Annotated in this window: 21 protein-coding genes; 9 read left to right on the forward strand and 12 right to left on the reverse strand. The window is 62.9% G+C overall.

Going from position 1 to position 21,896, the window contains the following annotated elements:
- Window positions 1–163 precede the first annotated feature (163 nt).
- A complete protein-coding gene (locus ACX3P0_RS17550) occupies window positions 164–2,122 on the reverse strand; it encodes an acetoacetate--CoA ligase (RefSeq protein ID WP_459090437.1) in 1,959 nt (652 codons plus the stop codon).
- Window positions 2,123–2,298: 176 nt separating this feature from the next.
- Here ACX3P0_RS17550 and ACX3P0_RS17555 point away from each other — a divergent pair, with 176 nt between their 5' ends.
- The gene (locus ACX3P0_RS17555; protein WP_459090439.1) at window positions 2,299–4,158 is read left to right on the forward strand and encodes an AsmA family protein; all 1,860 of its coding nucleotides are present in this window, start codon (window positions 2,299–2,301) and stop codon (window positions 4,156–4,158) included.
- A 47-nt stretch (window positions 4,159–4,205) separates the two neighbouring features.
- On the opposite strand, the gene ACX3P0_RS17560 is transcribed toward ACX3P0_RS17555, so the two are convergent.
- From ACX3P0_RS17560 to ACX3P0_RS17590, 7 genes are all read right to left on the reverse strand, one after another.
- Window positions 4,206–5,024, reverse strand: a complete 819-nt coding sequence (locus tag ACX3P0_RS17560; protein ID WP_459080310.1) for an ABC transporter permease subunit — start codon at window positions 5,022–5,024, stop codon at window positions 4,206–4,208.
- A 1-nt stretch (window position 5,025) separates the two neighbouring features.
- Window positions 5,026–6,000 carry an ABC transporter permease subunit gene (locus tag ACX3P0_RS17565; protein ID WP_459080309.1) on the reverse strand — a complete coding sequence of 325 codons (975 nt, stop codon included), beginning with the start codon at window positions 5,998–6,000 and terminating at the stop codon, window positions 5,026–5,028.
- Between the two features lie 9 nt (window positions 6,001–6,009).
- The gene (locus ACX3P0_RS17570) at window positions 6,010–7,149 is read right to left on the reverse strand and encodes an ABC transporter ATP-binding protein (protein WP_459090441.1); all 1,140 of its coding nucleotides are present in this window, start codon (window positions 7,147–7,149) and stop codon (window positions 6,010–6,012) included.
- A gap of 100 nt (window positions 7,150–7,249) precedes the next feature.
- Window positions 7,250–8,347, reverse strand: coding sequence for a polyamine ABC transporter substrate-binding protein (locus ACX3P0_RS17575; protein WP_459080307.1), 1,098 nt, complete (start codon window positions 8,345–8,347; stop codon window positions 7,250–7,252).
- Between the two features lie 224 nt (window positions 8,348–8,571).
- The gene (locus ACX3P0_RS17580) at window positions 8,572–9,306 is read right to left on the reverse strand and encodes a 16S rRNA (uracil(1498)-N(3))-methyltransferase (RefSeq protein WP_459090646.1); all 735 of its coding nucleotides are present in this window, start codon (window positions 9,304–9,306) and stop codon (window positions 8,572–8,574) included.
- A 31-nt stretch (window positions 9,307–9,337) separates the two neighbouring features.
- Entirely contained in the window at window positions 9,338–9,532 is a 195-nt protein-coding gene (locus tag ACX3P0_RS17585) for a hypothetical protein (protein WP_459080306.1), read from the reverse strand.
- Between the two features lie 86 nt (window positions 9,533–9,618).
- Entirely contained in the window at window positions 9,619–10,266 is a 648-nt protein-coding gene (locus tag ACX3P0_RS17590; protein WP_459080305.1) for a hypothetical protein, read from the reverse strand.
- Between the two features lie 86 nt (window positions 10,267–10,352).
- On the opposite strand from ACX3P0_RS17590, the gene ACX3P0_RS17595 reads away from it, so the two are divergent.
- Window positions 10,353–11,051 (forward strand): type 1 glutamine amidotransferase, encoded by a 699-nt coding sequence (locus ACX3P0_RS17595; protein WP_459090443.1) that lies wholly within the window; start codon window positions 10,353–10,355, stop codon window positions 11,049–11,051.
- 257 nt (window positions 11,052–11,308) lie between these two features.
- Window positions 11,309–11,449 carry a hypothetical protein gene (locus tag ACX3P0_RS17600; RefSeq protein WP_459090445.1) on the forward strand — a complete coding sequence of 47 codons (141 nt, stop codon included), beginning with the start codon at window positions 11,309–11,311 and terminating at the stop codon, window positions 11,447–11,449.
- On the opposite strand, the gene ACX3P0_RS17605 is transcribed toward ACX3P0_RS17600, so the two are convergent.
- From ACX3P0_RS17605 to ACX3P0_RS17615, 3 genes are read right to left on the reverse strand one after another with little or no spacing between them, the layout of a single operon-like run.
- Window positions 11,422–12,216: a metallophosphoesterase gene (locus ACX3P0_RS17605; protein WP_459090447.1), complete on the reverse strand. Its 795-nt coding sequence runs from the start codon at window positions 12,214–12,216 to the stop codon at window positions 11,422–11,424. The genes ACX3P0_RS17600 and ACX3P0_RS17605 overlap by 28 nt on opposite strands.
- Window positions 12,217–12,229: 13 nt before the next feature.
- The gene (locus tag ACX3P0_RS17610; protein WP_459090449.1) at window positions 12,230–13,366 is read right to left on the reverse strand and encodes an alpha-hydroxy acid oxidase; all 1,137 of its coding nucleotides are present in this window, start codon (window positions 13,364–13,366) and stop codon (window positions 12,230–12,232) included.
- Between the two features lie 15 nt (window positions 13,367–13,381).
- Window positions 13,382–14,170: an FCD domain-containing protein gene (locus ACX3P0_RS17615; protein WP_459090451.1), complete on the reverse strand. Its 789-nt coding sequence runs from the start codon at window positions 14,168–14,170 to the stop codon at window positions 13,382–13,384.
- Window positions 14,171–14,383: 213 nt separating this feature from the next.
- On the opposite strand from ACX3P0_RS17615, the gene ACX3P0_RS17620 reads away from it, so the two are divergent.
- The 6 genes from ACX3P0_RS17620 to glcF all read left to right on the forward strand — a co-directional run bounded on the left by ACX3P0_RS17620 (window position 14,384) and on the right by glcF (window position 20,629).
- Window positions 14,384–15,706, forward strand: a complete 1,323-nt coding sequence (locus tag ACX3P0_RS17620) for a DUF3422 family protein (RefSeq protein WP_459090453.1) — start codon at window positions 14,384–14,386, stop codon at window positions 15,704–15,706.
- 130 nt (window positions 15,707–15,836) lie between these two features.
- Entirely contained in the window at window positions 15,837–17,333 is a 1,497-nt protein-coding gene (locus ACX3P0_RS17625; RefSeq protein WP_459090455.1) for an FAD-linked oxidase C-terminal domain-containing protein, read from the forward strand.
- 2 nt (window positions 17,334–17,335) lie between these two features.
- Window positions 17,336–17,590, forward strand: coding sequence for a hypothetical protein (locus ACX3P0_RS17630; protein ID WP_459090457.1), 255 nt, complete (start codon window positions 17,336–17,338; stop codon window positions 17,588–17,590).
- A gap of 73 nt (window positions 17,591–17,663) precedes the next feature.
- On the forward strand, window positions 17,664–18,923 hold the full coding sequence (gene glcE / locus ACX3P0_RS17635; RefSeq protein WP_459090459.1) for a glycolate oxidase subunit GlcE: 1,260 nt from the start codon (window positions 17,664–17,666) through the stop codon (window positions 18,921–18,923).
- Window positions 18,920–19,306: a DUF4870 family protein gene (locus ACX3P0_RS17640; protein ID WP_459090461.1), complete on the forward strand. Its 387-nt coding sequence runs from the start codon at window positions 18,920–18,922 to the stop codon at window positions 19,304–19,306. Before glcE ends, ACX3P0_RS17640 begins: the two co-directional genes overlap by 4 nt.
- Window positions 19,307–19,315: 9 nt before the next feature.
- Window positions 19,316–20,629, forward strand: a complete 1,314-nt coding sequence (gene glcF, locus ACX3P0_RS17645) for a glycolate oxidase subunit GlcF (protein WP_459090463.1) — start codon at window positions 19,316–19,318, stop codon at window positions 20,627–20,629.
- A gap of 229 nt (window positions 20,630–20,858) precedes the next feature.
- Here the strand turns inward: glcF and ACX3P0_RS17650 are convergent, their stop codons facing one another.
- Window positions 20,859–21,776, reverse strand: a complete 918-nt coding sequence (locus tag ACX3P0_RS17650; protein WP_459080294.1) for a bifunctional 5,10-methylenetetrahydrofolate dehydrogenase/5,10-methenyltetrahydrofolate cyclohydrolase — start codon at window positions 21,774–21,776, stop codon at window positions 20,859–20,861.
- Window positions 21,777–21,896 lie beyond the last annotated feature (120 nt).

A 21,896-nucleotide genomic window follows, 5' to 3' on the forward strand; every position in this document is an offset into this window, starting at 1 on the left:
TTCTCCCTCAAGTTGGCTTGGACTATCGCGGCTGCTCCTTAACAAGTCCTTACCGGCCCGGGATAAAGTTTACGAGTGTGTACCACTTGTGAAATTTAGGTAAATTCTCGCGATACGTTTTGTTAACCATGACAGCTTGCTTCAACCCAATCTGCAAGCTGACTCAGTCTGCAAGTTCGGGAAGGTTGCGAAACAGGTCGAGCGCTTCGGGATTGGCCAGCGCCTCCTTGTTCTTGATCTCCCGCCCATGCACGGCATCGCGCACGGCCAGTTCGGTGATCTTTCCTGACTTGGTGCGCGGAATGTCGGTGACGGCCACGATCCTGGCCGGAACGTGCCGCGGGCTGGCGCCGGTGCGTATCTTGGTGCGGATGCGCTTTTCCAGGTCCGCGTCCAGCACCGCCCCCTCAGCCAGCCGCACGAACAGCACGACGCGCACGTCATTGTCGAAATCCTGGCCGATGCAGATTGCCTCCGCGACCTCGGGCATCTGCTCCACTTGGTTGTAAATCTCCGCCGTACCGATGCGAACGCCGCCGGGGTTGAGCGTCGCATCCGAGCGGCCATGGATGATCAGGCCGCCATGCTCGGTCCATTCGGCGAAGTCGCCATGGCACCAGACATTGTCGAAGCGGTCGAAATAGGCCGCGTGGTAGCGCTTGCCATCCGGGTCGTTCCAGAAGCCGATCGGCATTGCCGGAAACGCCTTGGTGCAGACGAGTTCGCCCTTTTCCTGCCGGATCGGCCGGCCGTCATCGTCCCAGACGTCGACGGCAAGGCCGAGGCCGGCGCCCTGTATCTCGCCAGTCCACACCGGTTCCGTTGGCACGCCCAGCACGAAGCAGGAGACAATGTCGGTGCCACCTGAAATCGAGGCGAGGTGCACGTCCTTCTTGATGCCGTCATAGACGAAGCGGAAATCCTCCGGCGACAAGGGCGAGCCGGTCGAAGAGATCGTGCGTACGGTGGAAAGATCGTGCGTGTCCATCGGGCGAAGGCCGGCCTTGCGCACGGAATCGATGAATTTGGCGGAAGTGCCGAAATAGGTCATCTTTTCCGCATCGGCGAAGTCGAACAGCACATTGCCGTCCGGATAGAAGGGCGAGCCGTCATAGAGCAGCAGCGTCGCGCCGCAGGCCAGGCCCGACATCAGCCAGTTCCACATCATCCAGCCGCAGGTGGTGAAGTAGAAGAAGCGGTCGCCGTCGACAATGCCGGCATGCAGCCGCAATTCCTTGACGTGCTGGATCAGCGTGCCGCCGGCCGAATGGACGATGCATTTGGGAATGCCAGTCGTGCCCGACGAAAACAGAATGTAGAGCGGATGGGAAAACGGCAGCCGTTCGAAGGCCACCGGCCTGTCCGAAAAAGCCGCAAGCGCGGCATCGAGCGCTTCAGCCCCTTCGATGCTTGCCGCCACATCGCCGGACGTGCCGAGATAATCGACCACGAGCACCTTGCGCACGGTTGGCAGTTTTGCCGCCACCGCCGCTATCTTGGCCGCGACTTCGATCGCCTTGCCGTTGTACCAGTAGCCATCGGGCGCGATGAACACCACCGGCTCGATCTGGCCGAATCGGTCGAATACGCCCTGCTCGCCAAAGTCGGGCGAACAGGACGACCACACCGCGCCGATGGATGCCGTGGCCAGCATCGCCGCCACCGTCTCCGGCATGTTCGGCATCATGGCGGCGACCCGGTCGCCCTCCTTGACGCCGAGCGAAACCAGCAATTGCTGCAGGCGCGAGGTCAGCGCGTGCAGGTCGTTCCATGAAAGCCGCCGCTCGACCTTGTCCTCGCCGTGAAAGACGATCGCCTCGCCGGTTCCGGTCTTTTGCAGCAGGTTTTCAGCAAAGTTCAGCCTGGCAACGGGAAAAAAGGCCGCGCCCGGCATCTTGTCGCCATCGGCAAGCACCCTGTCGCCCTTGTCGCCGATAACGCCGCAAAAATCCCAGACCAGGTCCCAGAAGGCTTCCCGGTCGTCGATGGACCAGCGGTGAAGCTGCGCATAGGAGGATAGCGCGCTGCCGGATTTTGCCGCTACCGCCTTCATGAAGGCGGTCATCGGGGCTGTTTCGATCCGCTCCGGCGTCGGCGTCCAAAGCGCTTCATTGGCAGTCATGCGTTCTCCTCCAGATTAGGCTCCGGTTAAGCATAATGCCGCCGGGCAGGGCAAGATTTTGTTCGGCCTGCGGCATGGATGTATGCAAACGCCATCGGCAGGCCATAAAGACTTGTAATGCGACGGGCGTCGGCTACACCTTTGCTGCGATTTTCGAGACGAACATACGGGGCAAGATGCCATCACCTTTCATCCGGCGGGGCATTTGGACAATCGGCGCTGCCGTGCTTGTCGTCGCGTTGGCGTATGTGGCGCTTCCCTACATCGCCTCGACCCGTATCGTGCGCGACCGTATCGCCTGGGAGATGAGCGCGTGGAGCGGCTTTCGCGTGACCATCCAGGGCGCGCCCAGCATCAGCGTCTGGCCCAAGTTTCAAGCCACACTGACTGACGTGAACCTGTCGGAGTGGACGCGCAAGGACGGCCCGCCGGTCATCGAGGCGGATCGCGTCGAAATCGATCTTTCGGCGATGGCGGCGCTGCGGGGCAATGTTGTATTTTCCGCCGCTCGGCTGATCCGCCCGACGCTTCGGGTCCAGCGCACGGCCAAAGGTCTGCTGCTGCCCGCATCGCCGTCTGGCGGCCGCATCGCGCGCTCGATCGATACGGCGCGCCAAGTGATTGCCGCGCAGCCGACCAATCCCGATATCGACAAACTGCCTTCCGATCCTTTCGGCACCGTGGAATTCAAGGACGGCAAGGTAGTCACCGCCGTCGCGGGAAAGGATGTGGAGGTTTTGACCAGCCTCAACGGCAAGGCCAACTGGTCGGAACTGAATGGCGCAGGCCAACTTTCGGCCACCGGAATCTGGCGTGGTGAGAGCGTTTCCCTGGATCTGGCGTCGGACAGGCCGTTGGTCTTGTTTGCCGGCGGCGCCGCCCCGGTCAGCGTGGCCCTGAAGGCAACGCCTGCGGTATTGTCTTTCATCGGCACGGCAGGCTTTTCCCAGAACGCCTATCTCGACGGCACGATGAAATTCTCGGCCCCGTCGCTGCGGCGCATGCTGGAATGGCTCCAGGCCGGCGTGGCGCCGGGCGCTGCGATCGGCTCCATATCCGTGACGAGCAAGGTTACGGCCGCGGCCGGCCGGGTCAAGTTCGACGGCACGCAGATCGCCCTCGACAACAATCCGGGCACCGGCGCGCTTGATATTTCCTATGGCGGCGCCCGTCCCGCAATGTCGGGCACACTCGCTTTCGAAAAGCTTGACCTTCGCTCCTTCCTCTCAGCCTTTACCCCGCTGACTTCCGCCCGCAAGGAAGACGCGAACGACAGCGAGAGCGCGCTTGCGAGCGGGCTGGACATCGATCTTCGGCTGTCCGCGACCCAGGCGACGGCCGGCGCGCTGCAACTTGCCAATGTCGCGGCGACGGCGCAGGTCAAGAACGAGCTTTCCGTATTCGACATATCGGACGCCACCGCCTTTGGCGGCACGGTACAGAGCAGCCTGCGCTTCGACCGCAAGCCGGAAGGCACGCAGGCCGAATTCCGGCTGCGGGCATCGGACGTTCACGGCGCGGATTTTGCGGCGGCGATCGGCATGACAAGACTGGTGCCGACCGGAACCGGGACCGTTTCCGTCATCCTGAAGGGACCGGGCAAGGTGTGGGACTCGATCCTTGAAAACGCCGATGGCTCCATTTCCGCAAATTTCGGCCCCGGCACGCTGACCGGGCTTAACCTGCCAGCCTTCCTCAAGCGGAGCGAGCAGGGCGGCTTCTTTGCGCTCGACGACGTTGCTGATGGCAGCGTGCCTGTCGACGGAGCTGAGTTGAAAGCGAGCATGTCCAAGGGCGTGGCGCGGATCGAAAAGGCGGAAGCGATATCCGCGAAAAGCAAGATCTGGCTCACGGGCATCGTTCCCTATGCCGGCCGCGGCCTTGCCTTGTCAGGCGGCGTGATCCAGCCGAACCCGACGACCGTGCCCGCTGAAGGTCAGGCGGCGATCACGCCCAATCAGATCTCGTTTTTTGTTGGCGGAACCTGGAGCAATCCGTTCATTTCGCCGATCAAGCCGGGGCTCTCGGCTCAATAGAGCGCTGTGCGCCCGTCCCTGCCGTTTGGGGAGGGCGATGTGGCGCATCAACCTCTTTGCGCGATCTGCTCGTCACGCAAACGCTGCACCTCGCGGCGCTTGTTGACGATGGAAGCGGTGATGACGCCGAGCGCGACGATACCGATCAGCAGCGTGCAGGCCGCATTGATCTCCGGCGTCACCCCCAGGCGCACCTGGCTGTATATTTTCATCGGCAGCGTTGTGGCGCCCGGACCGGAGGCGAAGGAGGCGATGACCAGATCGTCCAGCGACAGCGTGAAGGCCAGCATCCAGCCCGAGACGATGGCCGGCAGGATGACCGGAAGCGTTACCTGGAAGAAGGTTTTTACCGGCGGCGCGCCCAGGTCCATGGCCGCTTCCTCCAGCGACCGGTCCATTGTGATCAGGCGCGATTGCACGACGACCGCGACGAAGCACATGGTGAAGGTGATATGCGCCAGCATCACCGTCAGCAATCCCCTGTCCAGCCCGATGGCCACGAACAGCAACAAGAGAGACAGGCCGGTGATGACGTCGGGCATGACCAGCGGAGCGAAGATCATGCCGGAGAACAGGACGCGGCCCTTGAAGCGGGTGTAGCGCGTCAGCGCCAGCGCGCCCATCGTTCCCAGGACCGTTGCAACGGTGGCGGAAACCAGGCCGACGCGTAAGGTCACCCAGGCGGCATCCATCAGTCCCTGATTATGGAAAAGCGATACGTACCATTTTGTCGAAAAGCCGCCCCATACCGTCACCAGCTTGGATTCGTTGAACGAAAACACGACAAGCAGCACGATCGGCAGGTAGAGGAAGGCAAAGCCCAGCACGATCGAGGTGATGTTGAAGCGGCTCCAACTCGTGTTCATGTCACCGGTCCTGTTCCTGGGATCGCGCCTGCGCCCGCTGGAAAAGCATGATCGGCACGATCAGCAGCAGCAGCAGGATGACGGCCACCGCCGATGAAACCGGCCAGTCGCGGTTGGAGAAGAATTCGTTCCACAGCGTCTTGCCGATCATCAGCGTCTGCGAACCGCCCAAAAGGTCCGGAATGACGAACTCGCCTACCGCTGGAATGAACACCAGCAGGCAGCCGGCAATCACGCCCGGCAGGGAAAGCGGGAAGGTGATTTTCCAGAATGCGGCGGTCGGCGGGCAGCCGAGATCCTTGGCCGCCTCGATCAGTGAGTAGTCCATCTTTTCGAGCGACGCGTAGAGCGGCAGCACCATGAAGGGCAGGTATGAATAGACGATGCCGATGAAAATGGCGGTATAGGTGTTCAGGATGATCAGCGGTTCACTGATGACACCGATGCCGAGCAGGAACTGGTTGAGAAGGCCTTCCGGCTTCAGGATGCCGATCCAGGCATAGACGCGAATCAGGAACGAGGTCCAGAACGGCAGGATCACCAGCATCAAAAGGGTCGGGCGGATCGTAGCCGGCGCGCGCGCCATGCCGTAGGCAAGGGGATAGCCGACCAGAAGCGCCAGGACCGTCGAGATCGCCGCGATGGTGACGCTGGAAACATAGGCATAGAAATAGAGAGGGTCCTGCGTCAGCCATATGTAGCTGTCGAAACTGAGTTCTCCGAGTTGGCTGACAAGGCCGGAAATGCCGTTTTCCAAGCCAAACGCGGGCGTGTAGGGCGGAATGGCGATCGCCGTCTGCGACATCGAAATCTTGAAGACGATGATGAACGGGATGAAGAAAAAGAACAGCAGCCAGACATAGGGAATGATGATGACCAGCCGGCTGGCGAAGGCCGAGGCGAGCCGCACCAGCACCGGTTTCGTCGTCGTGGTGGTGGGTTGCGCATCGACGGAGGAAAAGACGACATTCGACATGGAACGCCCCTACCGCGCCAGCACGATACCGGCATCCGGCCGGAAGGATATCCAGGCGCGGTCGCTCCAGGTCAGCGGATCGTCGGACACGCGCGCCGCATTCATCGTGCTTGCCCGCACTACCTGCCCGTCGTCGAGTTTCACATGGAAAACGGTCATGTCGCCCAGATAGGCGATGTCATAGACTTCGCCTTCCAGCGCGTTGACGGCATCCGTCGGCTTTTTCGACGATATCCTGATTTTTTCGGGGCGGATGGCAAAGGCGATGTCGGCGCCGGCAGGCGCGTCTCCGGGATTGTTCACGACGATCTGGGCGCCGGTCGCGCCGGTGATGCGCACCGTATCGGCGTCGCGCGCCGCCACCTTGCCCTCGAACATGTTCACATTGCCGACAAAGCCGGCGACGAAGCGCGAGGTCGGCGCTTCATAGACCTCGGTCGGCGTGGCCACCTGCATGACCTCGCCCTTGTCGAGGATGGCGATGCGGTCGGCCATGGTCATGGCTTCTTCCTGGTCGTGGGTGACGACGACGAAGGTAAGGCCGAGATTCTGCTGGAGGTCCATCAATTCGAACTGCGTCTCTTCGCGCAACTTCTTGTCGAGCGCGCCGAGTGGTTCGTCCAGCAAAAGCACCTTCGGCCGCTTGGCCACCGAGCGCGCCAACGCCACGCGCTGACGCTGGCCGCCCGACAGTTGGTGCGGCTTGCGCTGAGCAAACGGCTCCAGCTTGACCAGCTTGAGCATCTCGGCGACGCGCGCCGCAATCTCGGGTTTCGGCATGCCGTCCTGCTTGAGGCCGAAGGCGATGTTCTTTTCCACCGTCATGTGCGGAAACAGCGCATAGGACTGGAACATCATGTTGACCGGACGCCGATAGGGCGGGATGCCGCGCAAATCCTGGCCATCGAGCAGGATGCGGCCTTCGCTCGGCTCCTCGAAGCCGGCGAGCATCCGCAGCAGGGTCGACTTGCCGCAACCGGAAGCGCCGAGCAGCGCGAAGAACTCGCGCTCGAAGATCGTCAGCGATAAATTGTTGACCGCGGTGAAGTCGCCGAACCGCTTGGTCACGTTCTCGAACTGGATGTAAGGCTTGGCATTCGGGTCGCTCCATGGTGCGAAATCCCTGCGGATGCTGCCCAGCGATGCCATATACTTCTCCGTCCCTGTTCGTGCCCTTGTCTCGTCCCATCAAGACCCGGTCTGAAAGAAAACCCCGGCATTAGCTGCCGGGGTTTTGCTTGAGAGAGCGCTACTGCCCCGTGACGATCTTGGTCCAGCTTCGGGTGAACAGGCGTTGCGTCTTCGAGTCGAGCGCGGTGTTGACGAACAGCTTGTCCATCGTCGCCTGGTCCGGATAGACGGCCGGGTCGTCGTGGACGGCCTTGTCGAGGAATTCCTGCGAGGCCTTGTTGCCGTTGGCGTAGAAGACATAGTTCGACGACTTGGCGATCACTTCCGGCTTCATCATGTAGTTGATGAATTCCAGGGCCTCTTGCGGGTGCGGCGCGTCGGCGGGGATGGCCATCTGGTCGAACCACATCTGCGTGCCTTCCTTGGGGATGGCATAGGCGAGTTCGACGCCCTGCTTGGCTTCCTCGGCACGGTCACGCGCCTGGAAGATGTCGCCCGAATAGCCGACCGCCACGCAGATATCGCCGTTGGCGAGGCCGTTGATGTATTCGGATGAATGGAACTTGCGAACGAAGGGTCGCACCTTCGACAGCGTTTCCTCGGCCTTGGCGATGTCGGCCGGATCGTGGCTGTCGGGGTTCAAGCCGAGAAAGGCCAGCGTCACCGGGAACATGTCGGTCGGCGAATCGAGGAAGTTGATGCCGCAATCCTTGAGCTTGGCTGCCTGTGCCGGGTCGAACACCGCGGCCCAGCTGTCGATCTTGTCGGTGCCGAGCGCTTCCTTGATCTTGGCGACGTTATAGCCGATGCCGACCGTGCCCCACATGTAGTTGACCGAATACTCGCTGCCCGGATCGAAGATGTCGGTGCGCTTGGTCACCGTGTCCCACATGTTCTTGATATTGGGCAGCTTGGACTTGTCGAGCTTCTGGAACACGCCGGCCTTGATCTGGCGCTGCAGGAAACTGCCCGTCGGCACGACGACATCGTAGCCGCTACCGCCGGCCAGGAGCTTGGTTTCAAGAATTTCGTTGGAATCGTAGACGTCGTAGCGAACCTTGATGCCTGTTTCCTTGGTGAAGTCGTCAATGATGGAACTGTCGATGTAATCGGACCAGTTGAAGACGTTGACGACGCGTTCTTGCGCGTGGGCATTAAAGGTGGTCGATGTTATCAAAATCGAAGCTGCGGAAAGCCAGAACGCCTTACCGGTCATATGCGAAACTCCCTCTATTCACATTTTTTTGGCCTCGACGATCCCTCAACCGCCGCCCATGTATTTCAGACTATTGGCGTTTCCGGCGGTCGACAAGCCACAATTGAAGCGAAGTCAACAATCCTTCGATAGTTGCGTGCGGCCGTATTCGCAAATATGCCGAACCAGCCGGCTTGCGCCTGCCGGGCGGCGCGCCGCCGCCCTCACCAGTCGCCGCCCCGCTCTCACCAGTCGCCGATGGTCGCCTGGATAAGCGCAAGCGCTGCCACGGCCGCCGTATCGGCGCGCAGGATGCGAGGCCCGAGCGGAATGGGCGTCACGAAGGGCAGCGCGCGCAGCATCCGGCGCTCGTCATCGGAAAAGCCGCCTTCGGGGCCGACAAGGAGGGCAAGCCTGTTCCCGGTCAGCGATTGAAGCGCAGACAGCGGATTGTCGGTCGCGGCATCCTCGTCGCAGAAGATCAACCGCCGGTCCTTGTCCCATCCGGCCAGCAGACGCTCGAACTTCTCGGCCTCCCGCACTTGCGGCACGGCAAGGATGCCGCATTGTTCGGCGGCTTCTGTCACATTGGCGCGCAGGCGCTCGATGGATGGTTTCGCAACCTGCGTATGCTGGGTGATGACGGGCTGCAGCACACCGGCGCCCATCTCGACCGCCTTTTGCACCAGATAGTCGAGCCGGCCCTGTTTCAGCGGAGCGAAGCAATAGACGAGATCGGGCAGCGGCGGCTGCGGCCTTTGTGGCTCCAAAAGCTTCAAGCGCACTGATTTTTTGGTTTCTGAAGCGATCGCCGCCGACCACTCGCCGTCGCGGCCGTTGAACAGCAGCAGTACCGCGCCCTCGGCAAGCCGCAGCACATGCAGCAGATAATGGCTCTGCTGCGGGCTGGCTTCCAGTTCGACGCCGTGGGCAAAATCGTCCGGCACGAACAGCCGCTGCATCTTGTAGTTGGCGCGCATCGGCGAGCAATGCGGCAGGGCGGCTTCTTCGTCAAGGCGGAGAAGCACCAAGTCGAGGTGCAGGGGGGATTTCCTCCCGGCTCTCGGCATGCAGGCGGATCACCTCGGCAAATTCCAGTTCGGCCCGGACGAGTTCGGGCGGGCGTTGCAGCAAGGCGACGAATTCCGGCAACAGTCCGTCGCCTCGCGATGCGCAAAGGGTGTGAAATGAAAGCAGCGCATTCATTTTAGGGCTCCGCAGCCAGAGATGCATTGGAGATCAGTTAGGCCTGCGGATTGGGGCCTCGCCACCCGTTTCCTGATTTACCTTGCCTATGCTGCCGCCCATATCGGCCGATAGCCGGCGCGCAATATTTCGACGGTTGTCGGCGGGGTCACCAGCTTCAGGGGACGGCCTTGCAGTGCGCTGAAATCATGCCGGTCCCGGTAGCCTCCGAACGACCAGCGCAGCGCTGTGCCTTCGCGCAACGCGTAAATGGTTTCGCCATCCGCGATAATCGCGCCGTCGGGCAGCGCCGCCAGATCTGGCGCCGAAGCCAGCGTCCCGCCGCAAGCCAGCCGTTCCCTGTGCAGCCTTTGGTCGAGCATGGGCGCGCGCGGCTTTTCGATGCCGAAGGCGGTGCCGAAACGCTGCATGAAATCCGTCGCGCGCTCGCGCCGGCAGTAAAAGCAGGGGCGGTGCCCGGCCGCCAGTGCGGTCACTTCGTCGAGGAAGAACAGTTCGGTCCATCCGGCACCTGCCTGTCCGTTGCCCTGCAAGGGGCCGTTGAGGCCCATCGGATCGCGCCGCACATTTTTGAAATCGCAGACGCAGACGATCCATGCCTTCAGCGTCCAGCGCCTTTTCAGCAGCGTCTTGGTCGCCGGATCGTGGATGATGCCGCGATTGCCGGTGAAAAGGCCGCGCTCCGGCACGGCATGGACGGCGCCGAACGGGTCGACACGATTTTGAAGTGGCACAGCGCTTGTCCTTTGCGTGTCCGGCTTGGTCGTCCGGGCGGCTCGTGGTATCGCGCATCGGGTCATTTTTCCGGCAGGGTATATCGATGCGCGTCCTTATCGTTGAAAATTACGGCAATACCGGGCTTGGGCAAGTGGGCGCGGCCCTTGCGGAAGTCGGCGCCGAAATCGATCTTATCCGCCCCTATCTGGGCGATGCATTGCCAAACGATGCCGCCGGCCATGACGCGGTGGCGATTCTGGGCGGCGGCCAGAATGCGCTGGCGGATGCCGACTATCCATATTTCCCGGCGCTGCTTACCCTGATCCGCGACTTTGCGGCCCGCAACAAGGCCGTGCTTGGCATCTGCCTGGGCAGCCAGCTCATCGCGCGCGCTTTCGGCGGCCTCAATCAGGTCGGCGGCGCCACCGAGTTCGGCTGGTGCAGCGTCTCGCTGACGCCGGAAGCCAAGGAAGACGCCGTGCTTGGCGCGTTGCCGGAAAAATTTCCGATTTTCGAATGGCATGACGACACGTTTTCGTTGCCGCCGGGCGCGGTCAGGCTGGCCGGCAGCAGCGTTGCGGAAAATCAGGCGTTTCGGCTCGGCCGCGCCGTCTATGGCTTCCAGTTCCATTTCGAGGCCGACCGGCAGCTGGTGCGTTACTGGAGTACGGAATTTGCCTCGCTGATCGCTTCGCGCCGACCCGATTGGGCCGAAAGGCTCGACGATGAAATGGCCGAACATGGCCCCGCCGCCGATGCCGCCGGCCTGGCGATCGCCCGCGCCTGGGTGGCCGCGATCTGAGGCGTAGACCCTTGGTCGGCATGACGCTGCGGAAGCCGTGGCAATTTTGGCACGCCGGGCGGAATCCGCTGTGGACGCCGGAATTCACCCTTGGCTTGTGCCCGCCCGCTCCCCTAGAAGACCCACGTTCTGCGGCATGCGCTAACGCCGTGCATGCAGTGCAATAATGTGAAAAAGCGTTGAAACATTCAGGCGATTTGCGCGTTTCAACGCATTGGTAACCGTACTCGTGCAGGGATGCAGGAAGTTCAACAGAGATGACGACCGTGAAAGCTGCGTTCCTGTCTTTTGCCATGCTCGCGGCCATCGTGCTGTGCGGTCTCGGCATCTATGCCGCCGATGCGGCCAGCAATCACAATGCCGTCGACGGCTACGGCGTCACCGCTTCGCTGCGCTGAACCGTCCCGTCTTCCGACACCGTCAGGATTTCCTTTTTCGCGCCGTCCACGACGAGCGCGGTGAGCCGGCCCGACCGGTAGGCAAGGGTGTCGACATTGACCCGGTTGGCCAGGATTTCGGCCTCCTCGTTCGGCGTGTGGCCGTGCACGATCACTTTCGGGTAGAGGCCGGAATGGTTGTGAAAGACGTCGCGTATCCAGATCAGGTCCTGGCGATCCTGCTGTTCCAGCGCGATACCGGGGCGGATACCCGCGTGGCAGAAGAAGAAGTCGCCGAAACTTGCTGAAAACGCCAGCGACCGCAGAAATTCGACATGACTGGCCGGCACGGCCTCGACCAGTTCCGCATGGCTTGTTCGCAAGCTGTTCTTCGGGTGCCGGAACAGGCCGGTCTTATCCTGTTCCAGGTCGACGCCGTAGGACTTTGCCGTCTGCACGCCGCCATACTGCACGAACAGGCTTGCCGGGTCCGGATGATCGAGGAATTCGAGAAAACCGAGATCGTGATTGCCGGCTAGCATGACGGTGCGCGGATCGCGCTTGCGGGCCGCGACCAGCAGATCGAGGACGCCCTTCGAGCCCGGCCCCCTGTCCACATAGTCGCCGAGATGCACGACGCGCCAGTCGGCGACCCCGTCTCGTTCCAGGTCCGTGCCGATTTGGGCATGCATCGCCGCCAGCAGGTCGAGCCGGCCATGCACGTCGCCGATGGCATGGAGACGCATGCCGTCCGGCGCGCGCGCATCGCGAAAATGTATGCCGCTCATCGACGCGCCCATCCTATCGATGCAGCATGTCCTTGCCGACATCCAGGATGTCGCGCTTGCCGCACAGCGCCAGCGTGGTGTCCAGTTCCTTGCGGATGATCTCCAGCGCCTTGGTCACGCCGGCCTTGCCGCCCGCACCCAGCCCGTACAGGAAGGGGCGGCCGATATAGGTGCCCTTGGCGCCGAGGCACAGCGCCCGCAGCACGTCCTGGCCCGAGCGGATGCCGCCATCCATATGGACTTCTATTCTGTCGCCCACGGCATCGACGATCCCTTCCAGCACCGAGATCGAAGAAGGCGCGCCGTCAAGCTGGCGGCCGCCATGGTTGGAGACGATGATCGCGTCAGCACCTGTCTTCGCGGCCATGATCGCGTCTTCCTTGTCGAGGATGCCCTTGAGGATCAGCTTGCCGCCCCAGCGCTGCTTGATCCATTCCACATCCTTCCACGAAAGCTGCGGGTCGAACTGCTCGTTGGTCCATGCGGCAAGCGACGACAGGTCTTTCACGCTCTTGGCGTGGCCGACGATGTTCCTGAAGGTGCGGCGCGGTGTCCCCGCCATCTTGAGGCACCAGCCCGGCCGCGTCGCCAGTTGCCACACACTGCTCGGCGTGAATTTGGGCGGGGCGGACAGGCCGTTGCGCAAATCCTTGTGGCGCTGGGCCAGAATTTGCAAGTCGAGCGTCAGCACCAGCGCCGAGCATTTCGCGGCTTTGGCCCGGTCGATCAGATTATAGACGAAGTCCCGGTCGCGCATCACGTAGAGCTGGAACCAGAACGGCTTTGTCGTCACCGAGGCGACGTCCTCGATCGAGCAGATGCTCATGGTGGAAAGCGTGAACGGCACGCCGAATTCTTCCGCCGCCTGCGCCGCCAGCATCTCTCCGTCCGCGTGCTGCATGCCGGTCGAGCCGGTCGGCGCCAGCGCCACCGGCATCGACACTTTCTCGCCGACCATGGTGGAGGCGAGTGAACGGTTGGTCATGTCGACCAGCACGCGCTGGCGCAGCTTGATCTTGCCGAAATCCGCTTCGTTGGCGGCATAGGTGCTTTCCGTCAGCGCGCCGGAATCGGCATAGTCGAAGAACATTTTCGGCACGCGCCGGCGTGCCTTTTCCTTCAGGTCGGCGATGGTGAGGTCGAGGCTCATGGTACGTTCCGATTGCTAGGAGTTGGCTTCATTGGCAGGCGAGCGCTGGCGCAGCCTCAGCCGCGACACGCGCTGCCACTCGTCGTTGCGCTCGGCTTCCGCCATGGAGCACTCGACATAGGTGATGTGGTCCATCGCCGCCTTGCGAGCGCCGGGCGGATCGCCGGCCTTGACCGCCGAATAGATGGCGCGGTGCTGGGCCAGCAATGCCTCGCGTGCGCCGGGCAATGCGAACACCAGCAGGCGATTCTGGAACACGCCTTCCGAAAGAAGCCGATAACAGGAGCGCAACGTGTGTAGCAAAATGATGTTGTGGGCGCATTCGCCGATCGCATGGTGGAATTCGACGTCGATCTCCGCTTCGTCTTCGAAATTGCCGGTGTGGTGCGCTTTGTCCATGCGCTCCATGATGCCGTCGAGCAGCGCGAAATCATGAGCGGTAGCGCGCCGCGCCGCATATTCGGCCGCCACGCCTTCGATTTCGCGGCGATACTCCAGATAATCGCGTGCCGCCTTGCTGTGGGTGGCGAACAGATCCACCACCGGTTTTGAAAAAACCTGGCCGATCACGTCCGCGACATGCGTGCCGCCGCCATGGCGTGTCGTCAAAAGCCCGCGCATTTCCAGCGTCTTCAAAGCGTCGCGCAGGATCGGCCGGGATACCTCGAACTGAAGCGAAAGCTCGCGCTCGCCGGGAAGCCGGTCGCCGGTCGAGAGCACCCCTTCCAGGATGAGGCTCTCGATCTGCTCCACCACCTCGTCGGCGGTGCGCGAATGTTCGATCCTGGAGAAAATGTCGCTCAACTGGGTGCCTGTGGTTTGACGGCCAGCGCCAAGGATAAAGGCAGCGCCGCCAACTGGTCAAATTATTTATCCAATTTGGCTATCTTGCCGCGATCCGTCGAACGGGTCTTTCTGCATATCGGCCAAAGTTCCGTTTGCGTCGGCTGGTGATAGGATTTACTCGAATGGCGTTGGGCCGGCCAAGCCGGGGGAACCGCGCCCGAGGGAACCACCGTGTCGAACGACCCTGCCAATCTCCAGTTTCAGCCGCGCACGACGGGCAGCGTCATGGGCTTTCCGACCCATGAGGGCCGCTCCGGCGCTCTGGGCGAGGTTCATGCGCGGCCACAGCCGCTGGTCCGCACGCCGCGCGTCATGGTTCAACTGTCCTTCATGACCGAGGGCGGTGCCAGCGTCGATCACGCCGTGCTGTGCGAATTGTCGCGTCGGCTGGGCGTCGCCGAGCCCGAGCATCAGGCGCGGCACTACGCCATGCCATGGGGGAACGGCTCGCTGCGCTGGGAGCGCCACACCGAATTCTCCACCTATCTGTTCGAAGGGCCGCTTGGCGGAAATGGCCGCGTCCAGCAGCAATCACCGTTCGGCAACGGATTTTCGCCGCCCGGAACGGTCATTTCCGGCATCAGGCTGGAAATCCGCAAATGGACCGCAGCTGCCGAAAAGCTGATCGCCGGCTTCGACCCGACAAGCCTATGCTACTCGCTGGTCGAGAACGGCAAGGCCGCCATCGTCACCGATTTCCGCCAGGACGGCGACGGGCTGACCCGCATCCTGGTGCTGGACCGGGGTCTGACGCCGGCACGGACCGGTGCGCTGTCACAGCGCCTCATCGATATCGAGACATACCGGACGCTGGCCATGCTTGGCCTGCCGCTGGCGCTGGCGCTGTCGGGCAGGGCGCGCCGTATAGAAGACAGGCTGGCCGCCATCACCCGCGAAATGAAGGCCTCCGAAACGCGCGATAGCCAGACCCTGCTGGCCGATCTCACCGAATTGGCGGCCGAACTGGAGGCGGATGCCGCGTCTAGCCTCTACCGCTTCGGCGCCAGCCGCGCTTATGACGGCATCGTGCGCGAGCGGCTTGAGGCGCTGGATGAAGCGCCGGTGCCCGGCTACGACACCTGGGCCGGTTTCCTGCAGCGTCGCGTCGCACCCGCCATGCGCACCTGCCGCTCGGTCGAGGAACGCCAGGCCAATCTGTCGCGAAAACTGACCCGCGCCACCACGCTGCTGCGCACCTGGGTCGATGTCGAACTCGAGAAGCAGAACCGCGACGTACTCGCCTCGATGAACAACCGCGCGCGCCTGCAACTGCGGCTCCAGCAAACGGTTGAGGGGCTCTCGGTCGCGGCCGTTTCCTATTATGTCGTCGGGCTGATCGGGTATCTGGCCAAGGGCGCATCCATATTCGGCCATGCCTTCGCGCCGGAAATCATCACCGCCGCGTCGGTGCCGGTGGCGATCCTGCTGGTGTGGTGGGGCGTGCGCCGCGTGCAGCGCAGCCATTCGGAGCCGGGTAAGATGCCGGGCGAGTAGAACGGTAGCGGCCATTTGACGCTCCGGAAGTGGCGCGTGGCGTCGCATCCGGATTCATCCACTGCGGCATTTGCAAGCAATCGATCCAACTGGTAAAAGCTTTTTACCAGTGAAGCGAGGGGTGCTGCGAATGTCCGGCCTTGTCATGCCGAAACCCGACGATGCCACGCTGGCGCGCCGCGTCGAAATCGTCGCCGACATGCGCCAGATCGTACCGGGCGAGGGCGTCGTCGATGCCGAAAACTCCATGCGCGTCTTCGAAAGCGACGGGCTGACCGCCTATCGCCAGTTGCCGTTGGTCGTGGTGCTGCCGGAAACGGTCGCGCAGGTTTCCCGCATCCTGAAATATTGCGACGCAAGAAACATCCGCGTGGTGCCGCGCGGCTCCGGCACCTCGCTGTCGGGCGGGGCGCTGCCGCTGGAAGATGCCGTGCTTCTGGTGATGAGCCGCTTCAACCGTATCCTCGACATCGACTTTCCCAATCGCACGGTTGTCGCCCAGCCGGGCGTCACCAATCTCGGCATCACCACCGCCGTCGAGCAGGAGGGCTTTTATTACGCCCCCGACCCATCCTCCCAGATCGCCTGCTCGATCGGCGGCAATGTCGCGGAAAACTCCGGCGGCGTGCATTGCCTGAAATACGGGCTGACCGCCAACAATGTGCTCGGCATCGAAATGGTGCTGATGAACGGCGAGGTCATCCGTCTCGGTGGCAAGCATCTGGACGCCGAAGGCTACGACCTGCTCGGCATCATGACCGGCTCGGAGGGGCTTCTGGGCGTCGTCACCGAGGTCACCGTGCGCATATTGAAAAAGCCTGAAACGGCGCGCGCGCTGCTGATCGGCTTTCCGACCAGCGAACAGGGCGGCCAGTGCGTTGCCGACATCATCGGTGCCGGCATCATTCCGGGCGGCATGGAGATGATGGATCGCCCGGCGATCCACGCAGCCGAGGATTTCGTCCACGCCGACTATCCGCTCGATGTCGAGGCGCTGCTGATCGTCGAACTGGATGGGCCGGGCGTCGAGGTCGATCATCTCATCACGGCAGTCGAGGCGATCGCCATTCGTAATGGCTCCACCACCTGCCGCATTTCGCAGAGCGAGGACGAGAGGCTGACCTTCTGGGCGGGGCGTAAGGCCGCGTTCCCGGCGGTCGGGCGCATCTCGCCGGATTACTACTGCATGGACGGCACCATTCCGCGCGGGCAATTGCCGAAAGTGCTGGCCGGCATGCGCGAACTGTCGGAGCAATACGGCCTCGGCGTCGCCAATGTCTTCCATGCCGGCGACGGCAATCTGCACCCGCTGATCCTCTATGATGCGAACGTACCGGGCGAATTGAGAAAGGCCGAGGATTTCGGTGCCGATATTCTGCGGCTGTGCGTCAGGGTCGGCGGCGTCCTGACAGGCGAGCACGGCGTCGGCGTCGAAAAGCGCGACCTCATGCCGGAGATGTTCAACCAGATCGATCTCGATCACCAGATGCGCGTCAAATGCGCCTTCGACCCCAACCACTTGCTCAACCCCGGCAAGGTCTTCCCGCAACTGCGCCGCTGCGCCGAACTCGGCCGCATGCACATTTCGGGCGGCAAACTGCCGTTCCCCGACATTCCGAGGTTTTGACGATGGCGCAATCACGGCAGGACTTGGGTTCCTCTCCCCCGCAAAGCGGGGGAGAGGTGGCGCGGGCAAAGCCCGTGACGGAGAGGGGGGCGGTGGAATTGCCGAGCCGCCGCTCGCCAGAAAAGGTCGCGCGCGCTCGTCAACTTCGCCAGGGCGGCAACATGGCGGAAGCGCTTTTGTGGAATGATACGCTTGCCTCGGATTTGCGGTTCGTTTTTGCCGAAGCGAGCGAAAAGATGGAAGGCAGCATCGGATGATCGCCCCCTCTCCGTCTCGCTGCGCGAGCCACCTCTCCCCCACTTGGGGGCGAGGAACCCAGGTTCTGCATCCATGACCACCATCACCCCCACCACCGCCGCCGAAGTTCTCGCCACCGTCCAGTGGGCGTTGGCGGAAGAAGCGCCGCTGGAAATCGTCGGGCATGGCTCCAAGCGTGGCATTGGCCGGCCTTCGCAGACGGCCCACACGCTCGACCTGGCACAACTTTCCGGCGTCACGCTGTACGAGCCGGCGGAACTGGTGCTGTCCGCGCGCGCCGGCACGCCGCTTGCCGAGATCGAAAACCTGCTTGCCGACAACGGTCAGCAACTTGCCTTCGAACCCATGGACTATGGACCCTTGCTGGGCGGCGAGCCGGGCAGGGGGACCCTCGGCGGCGTGCTTGCGGCAAACCTCTCCGGTCCTCGCCGGCTGAAGGCGGGGGCCGCGCGCGACCACATCCTCGGCATCAATGCGGTTTCTGGCCGGGGCGAGGCGTTCAAATCCGGCGGGCGGGTGGTCAAGAACGTCACCGGCTACGACATGTCCAAGCTGATGGCCAATAGCTGGGGCACGCTGGCCGTCGTCACCGACCTCACCTTCAAGGTGCTGCCTTCCGCCGAAACCGAAACGACGCTTGCCGTGCGCAGCCTGCTCGACGAACACGCTGCCGCCGCCATGGCAATGGCGGTCGGGTCCAGCGCCGAAGTGTCGAGCGCGGCACATTTGCCCTATCCCGCCGTGGCGCGTGTCGCTGGTGGTGCGCTCGGCAACGATGCAGCGACCGTGCTGCGCGTCGAGGGCTTTGGCCCGTCCGTCGCTTACCGCATCGAAACGCTGAAAAGCCTGCTGAAGAATGCCGGCGCGCTGGAAGAGATTTCCGGGGAAACGTCGCGAAAAATATGGGCCGATATTCGCGACTGCGTGCCCTTCGCGGGCGCCGGGAAAAAACCGGTCTGGCGCGTGTCGATGGCTCCGGCCGATGGCCACGCCATGGTGATGACCTTGCGGATGCAGACCGCCGTTTCGGCTTTATACGACTGGCAGGGCGGGCTGATCTGGCTGCGCATGGAACACGGCGAGCCGGAAGCCGACCTGCTACGCGCGCTGGTAAAGCGGCATGGCGGCGGTCATGCAACGCTGGTGCGCGCGGCACCCACAGAGCGCGCGAGCATACCGGTTTTCGAGCCGCAGGCACCGGCACTTGCCGCCCTGTCGGCGCGGCTGAAGGCCGAATTCGATCCGAAGAATATCCTCAACCCCGGCCGGATGGCGTGGGCGGCATCTTCTGCTAGCTTGCCACCCGTTCAAGCAACAGAGGGGATGTCATGAGCGACACGAACAACGAACCGATCGGATCACGCCAGGACGGCGGTTGGTTCGCGCCGGGGCGCACCAATGCACAACTGGTCTATATTCTTTATCTTGCCGGCTTTGTCGTTGGCATCAGCAGCCTGATCGGGCTGGTATTTGCCTATGTCAACCGGGGCAAGTCCGAGGCCTGGGTGGATACCCACTACACGTTTTTGATCCGCACGTTCTGGATCGGGCTCCTGTATGGGCTGGCCTCGTGCCTGCTGATGCTCGTCGCCATCGGCTTTGTGCTGGTGTTTGTAACCGTGGTTTGGGTCATTGCCCGCTGCATCATCGGGCTGCAGGCCATATCGCGCGGCGCACCAATCGCAAACCCGAATAGCTGGCTTCTGGGCCGTTAGGATAGCACCGTGCAGACCTCATTCACGCTCGCCCAGCTTGCCGATCCGCATGTGGCGGAATCGGAAAAGATCCTGCGCAAATGCGTGCATTGCGGCTTCTGCACGGCGACCTGCCCGACCTATGTGACGCTGGGCAACGAACTGGATTCGCCGCGCGGGCGTATTTATCTGATCAAGGACATGCTGGAAAACGGCCGCGCCGCCGATAAGCAGATCGTCACCCATATCGACCGCTGCCTGTCCTGCCTCGCCTGCATGACCACGTGTCCATCCGGCGTCAACTACATGCATCTGGTCGACCACGCCCGCGCCCATATCGAAAAGACCTACAAGCGCCCGCTGCCCAATCGCGCCATCCGCGCGCTGCTGGCTTTCGTATTGCCCTATCCGTCACGGTTTCGCACAGCGCTGAAACTGGCCAGACTGGGCCGGCCTTTCGCCGGCCTGTTCGACAAGGTGCCGGCGCTGAAACCGCTTGCCGCCATGTTGCGGCTGGCTCCCGCTGCGGTGCCTGCCGCATCCCCCATGGCGCTGCCCGGCGTTCACGTATCCACGGTCGGAGCGCGAAAAAAACGCGCCGCCATCCTCACCGGCTGCGCGCAGCCGGTGCTCGATCCGGGCATCAACGAGGCGACGATTTCGCTGCTTAACCGGCTTGGTGTCGAGGTGGTGGTGCCGGAAGGTGAAGGTTGCTGCGGCGCGCTGGTGCACCATATGGGCAAAGAGGAACAGGCGCTTGCCTCCGCCCGGCAGAATGTCGACGCATGGACCCGCGAGCTGGAAAACGGCGGCCTCGACGCCATAATCATTACGGCATCCGGCTGTGGCACGACAATCAAGGATTACGGCTTTATGCTGCGGCTCGATCCGGCCTATGCGGACAAGGCGGCAAGGGTTTCGGCGCTGGCCAAGGACATCACCGAGTTCCTGTACGCGCTCGACCTGCCGGAGTCGGCGCAAAAGCCCGGCACCGTCGTCGCCTATCATTCGGCCTGCTCGATGCAGCACGGCCAGAAGATCGTTCGCGAACCGAAGGAGTTGCTGGCCAGGGCAGGTTTCGTGGTGAAGGAGCCGCGCGAGGGGCATCTATGTTGCGGCTCTGCCGGCACCTACAACATCATGCAGCCCGAGATTTCCGCCCGCCTGCGCGACCGCAAGGTCAAGAACATCGAGGCGACCGGCGCGGCCATTGTCGCCACCGGCAATATCGGCTGCATCACGCAGATCGCGTCCGCCGCCGGCATGCCGGTGGTGCATACGATAAAACTGCTCGACTGGGCCTATGGCGGACCGAAGCCGGAAGGGCTGGTGGACGGCGCGTAGGGCGCAAGAGCCCCTCTCCGTCTCGCTTTGCGAACCACCTCTCCCCAAAGGGGCGAGGAACCCAGGTTCGGCTTGATCTACGTCAAGCAAAGACAGTGCGCCCACCTGAACGTGGCGCTTCGTACTTTTTGAAGAACACGAACCCTCGCGGGTTCCGGTTCCTCGCCTCTTTTGGGGAGAGGTGGCTCGCGAAGCGAGACGGAGAGGGGACCCTTGGCGCTGGTCCGGCCTACTCCGCTGCCAGCTTTTCCGCCGTGTAGCTGTCCCGGTACAGCGCGCGCTGGCGGCTGAGCGCGACCATGGTGTTGCGCAGCAGGATCGATACCGTGATCGGCCCGACGCCGCCCGGCACCGGCGTGATCCACGAAGCGACATGCCGCACGCTTTCGGTGTCGACGTCGCCGACGATGCGGCTCTTGCCGTCCGGGCCGATCTCGGAATTGATGCCGATGTCGATGACCGCGGCGCCCGGCTTGACCATGTCGGCCTTGATCAGGCGCGGCTTGCCCACCGCGACGAACAATGCATCGGCGCGCCGCGCATGCGCCGCCACCGATCGCGTCATGTGATGGCAGACCGTCACCGTCGCCCCTTCGCTCATCAAGAGGAAGGCGATCGGCTTGCCGACGATTTCCGAATGGCCGACCACCACCACTTCCAGCCCCTTGAGATCGAGGCCGGTTTCCTTGAGCAGTTCGACCGAGGCCGCCGCTGTACACGGCGCGAGGTCAAGCTCGTTATAGACGATGTTGCCGATGGAAGCCGGATGCATGCCCTCCACGTCCTTGAGCGGATGCACCGCCGCCTGGATCGCCTTGATCGGGATATGCGGCGGCACCGGGCGCTGGATGATGATGCCGGTGATGCGCGGATCGGCGTTCATGCCGTGGATCGCCGCTTCCAACTCGCCAGCCGTCAGGTCGGCCGGAAAATTCCGCTCCTCGAAGCCGATGCCGGCCTGTTCGGCCTTGGCGCGCTGGTTGCGCACATAGACACTGACCGCCGCCACGTCGCCGACGGTGATCGACACCAGTTTCGGTGGAAAGCCTTGCGCCGTTGCCTCCGCCGCGTCGCGGGCGACCTCGGCCATGATGCGCTGCGCGACCGGAGCGCCCTTCAAGTAGCGGCTATCGTCTGAGAGGGACATGGCGGACCTTCTGCCGGTGGATTTTTACGGTGACATAGCAGACGGACGCAGCAAAGGGCAGTTCGAAAGCGCAACTCGGTGCTTTCGGTGCGACTGAGGGCTTTGTTCGAGCGGGGATAC

The organism is Mesorhizobium sp. A556 (genome assembly GCF_054489545.1).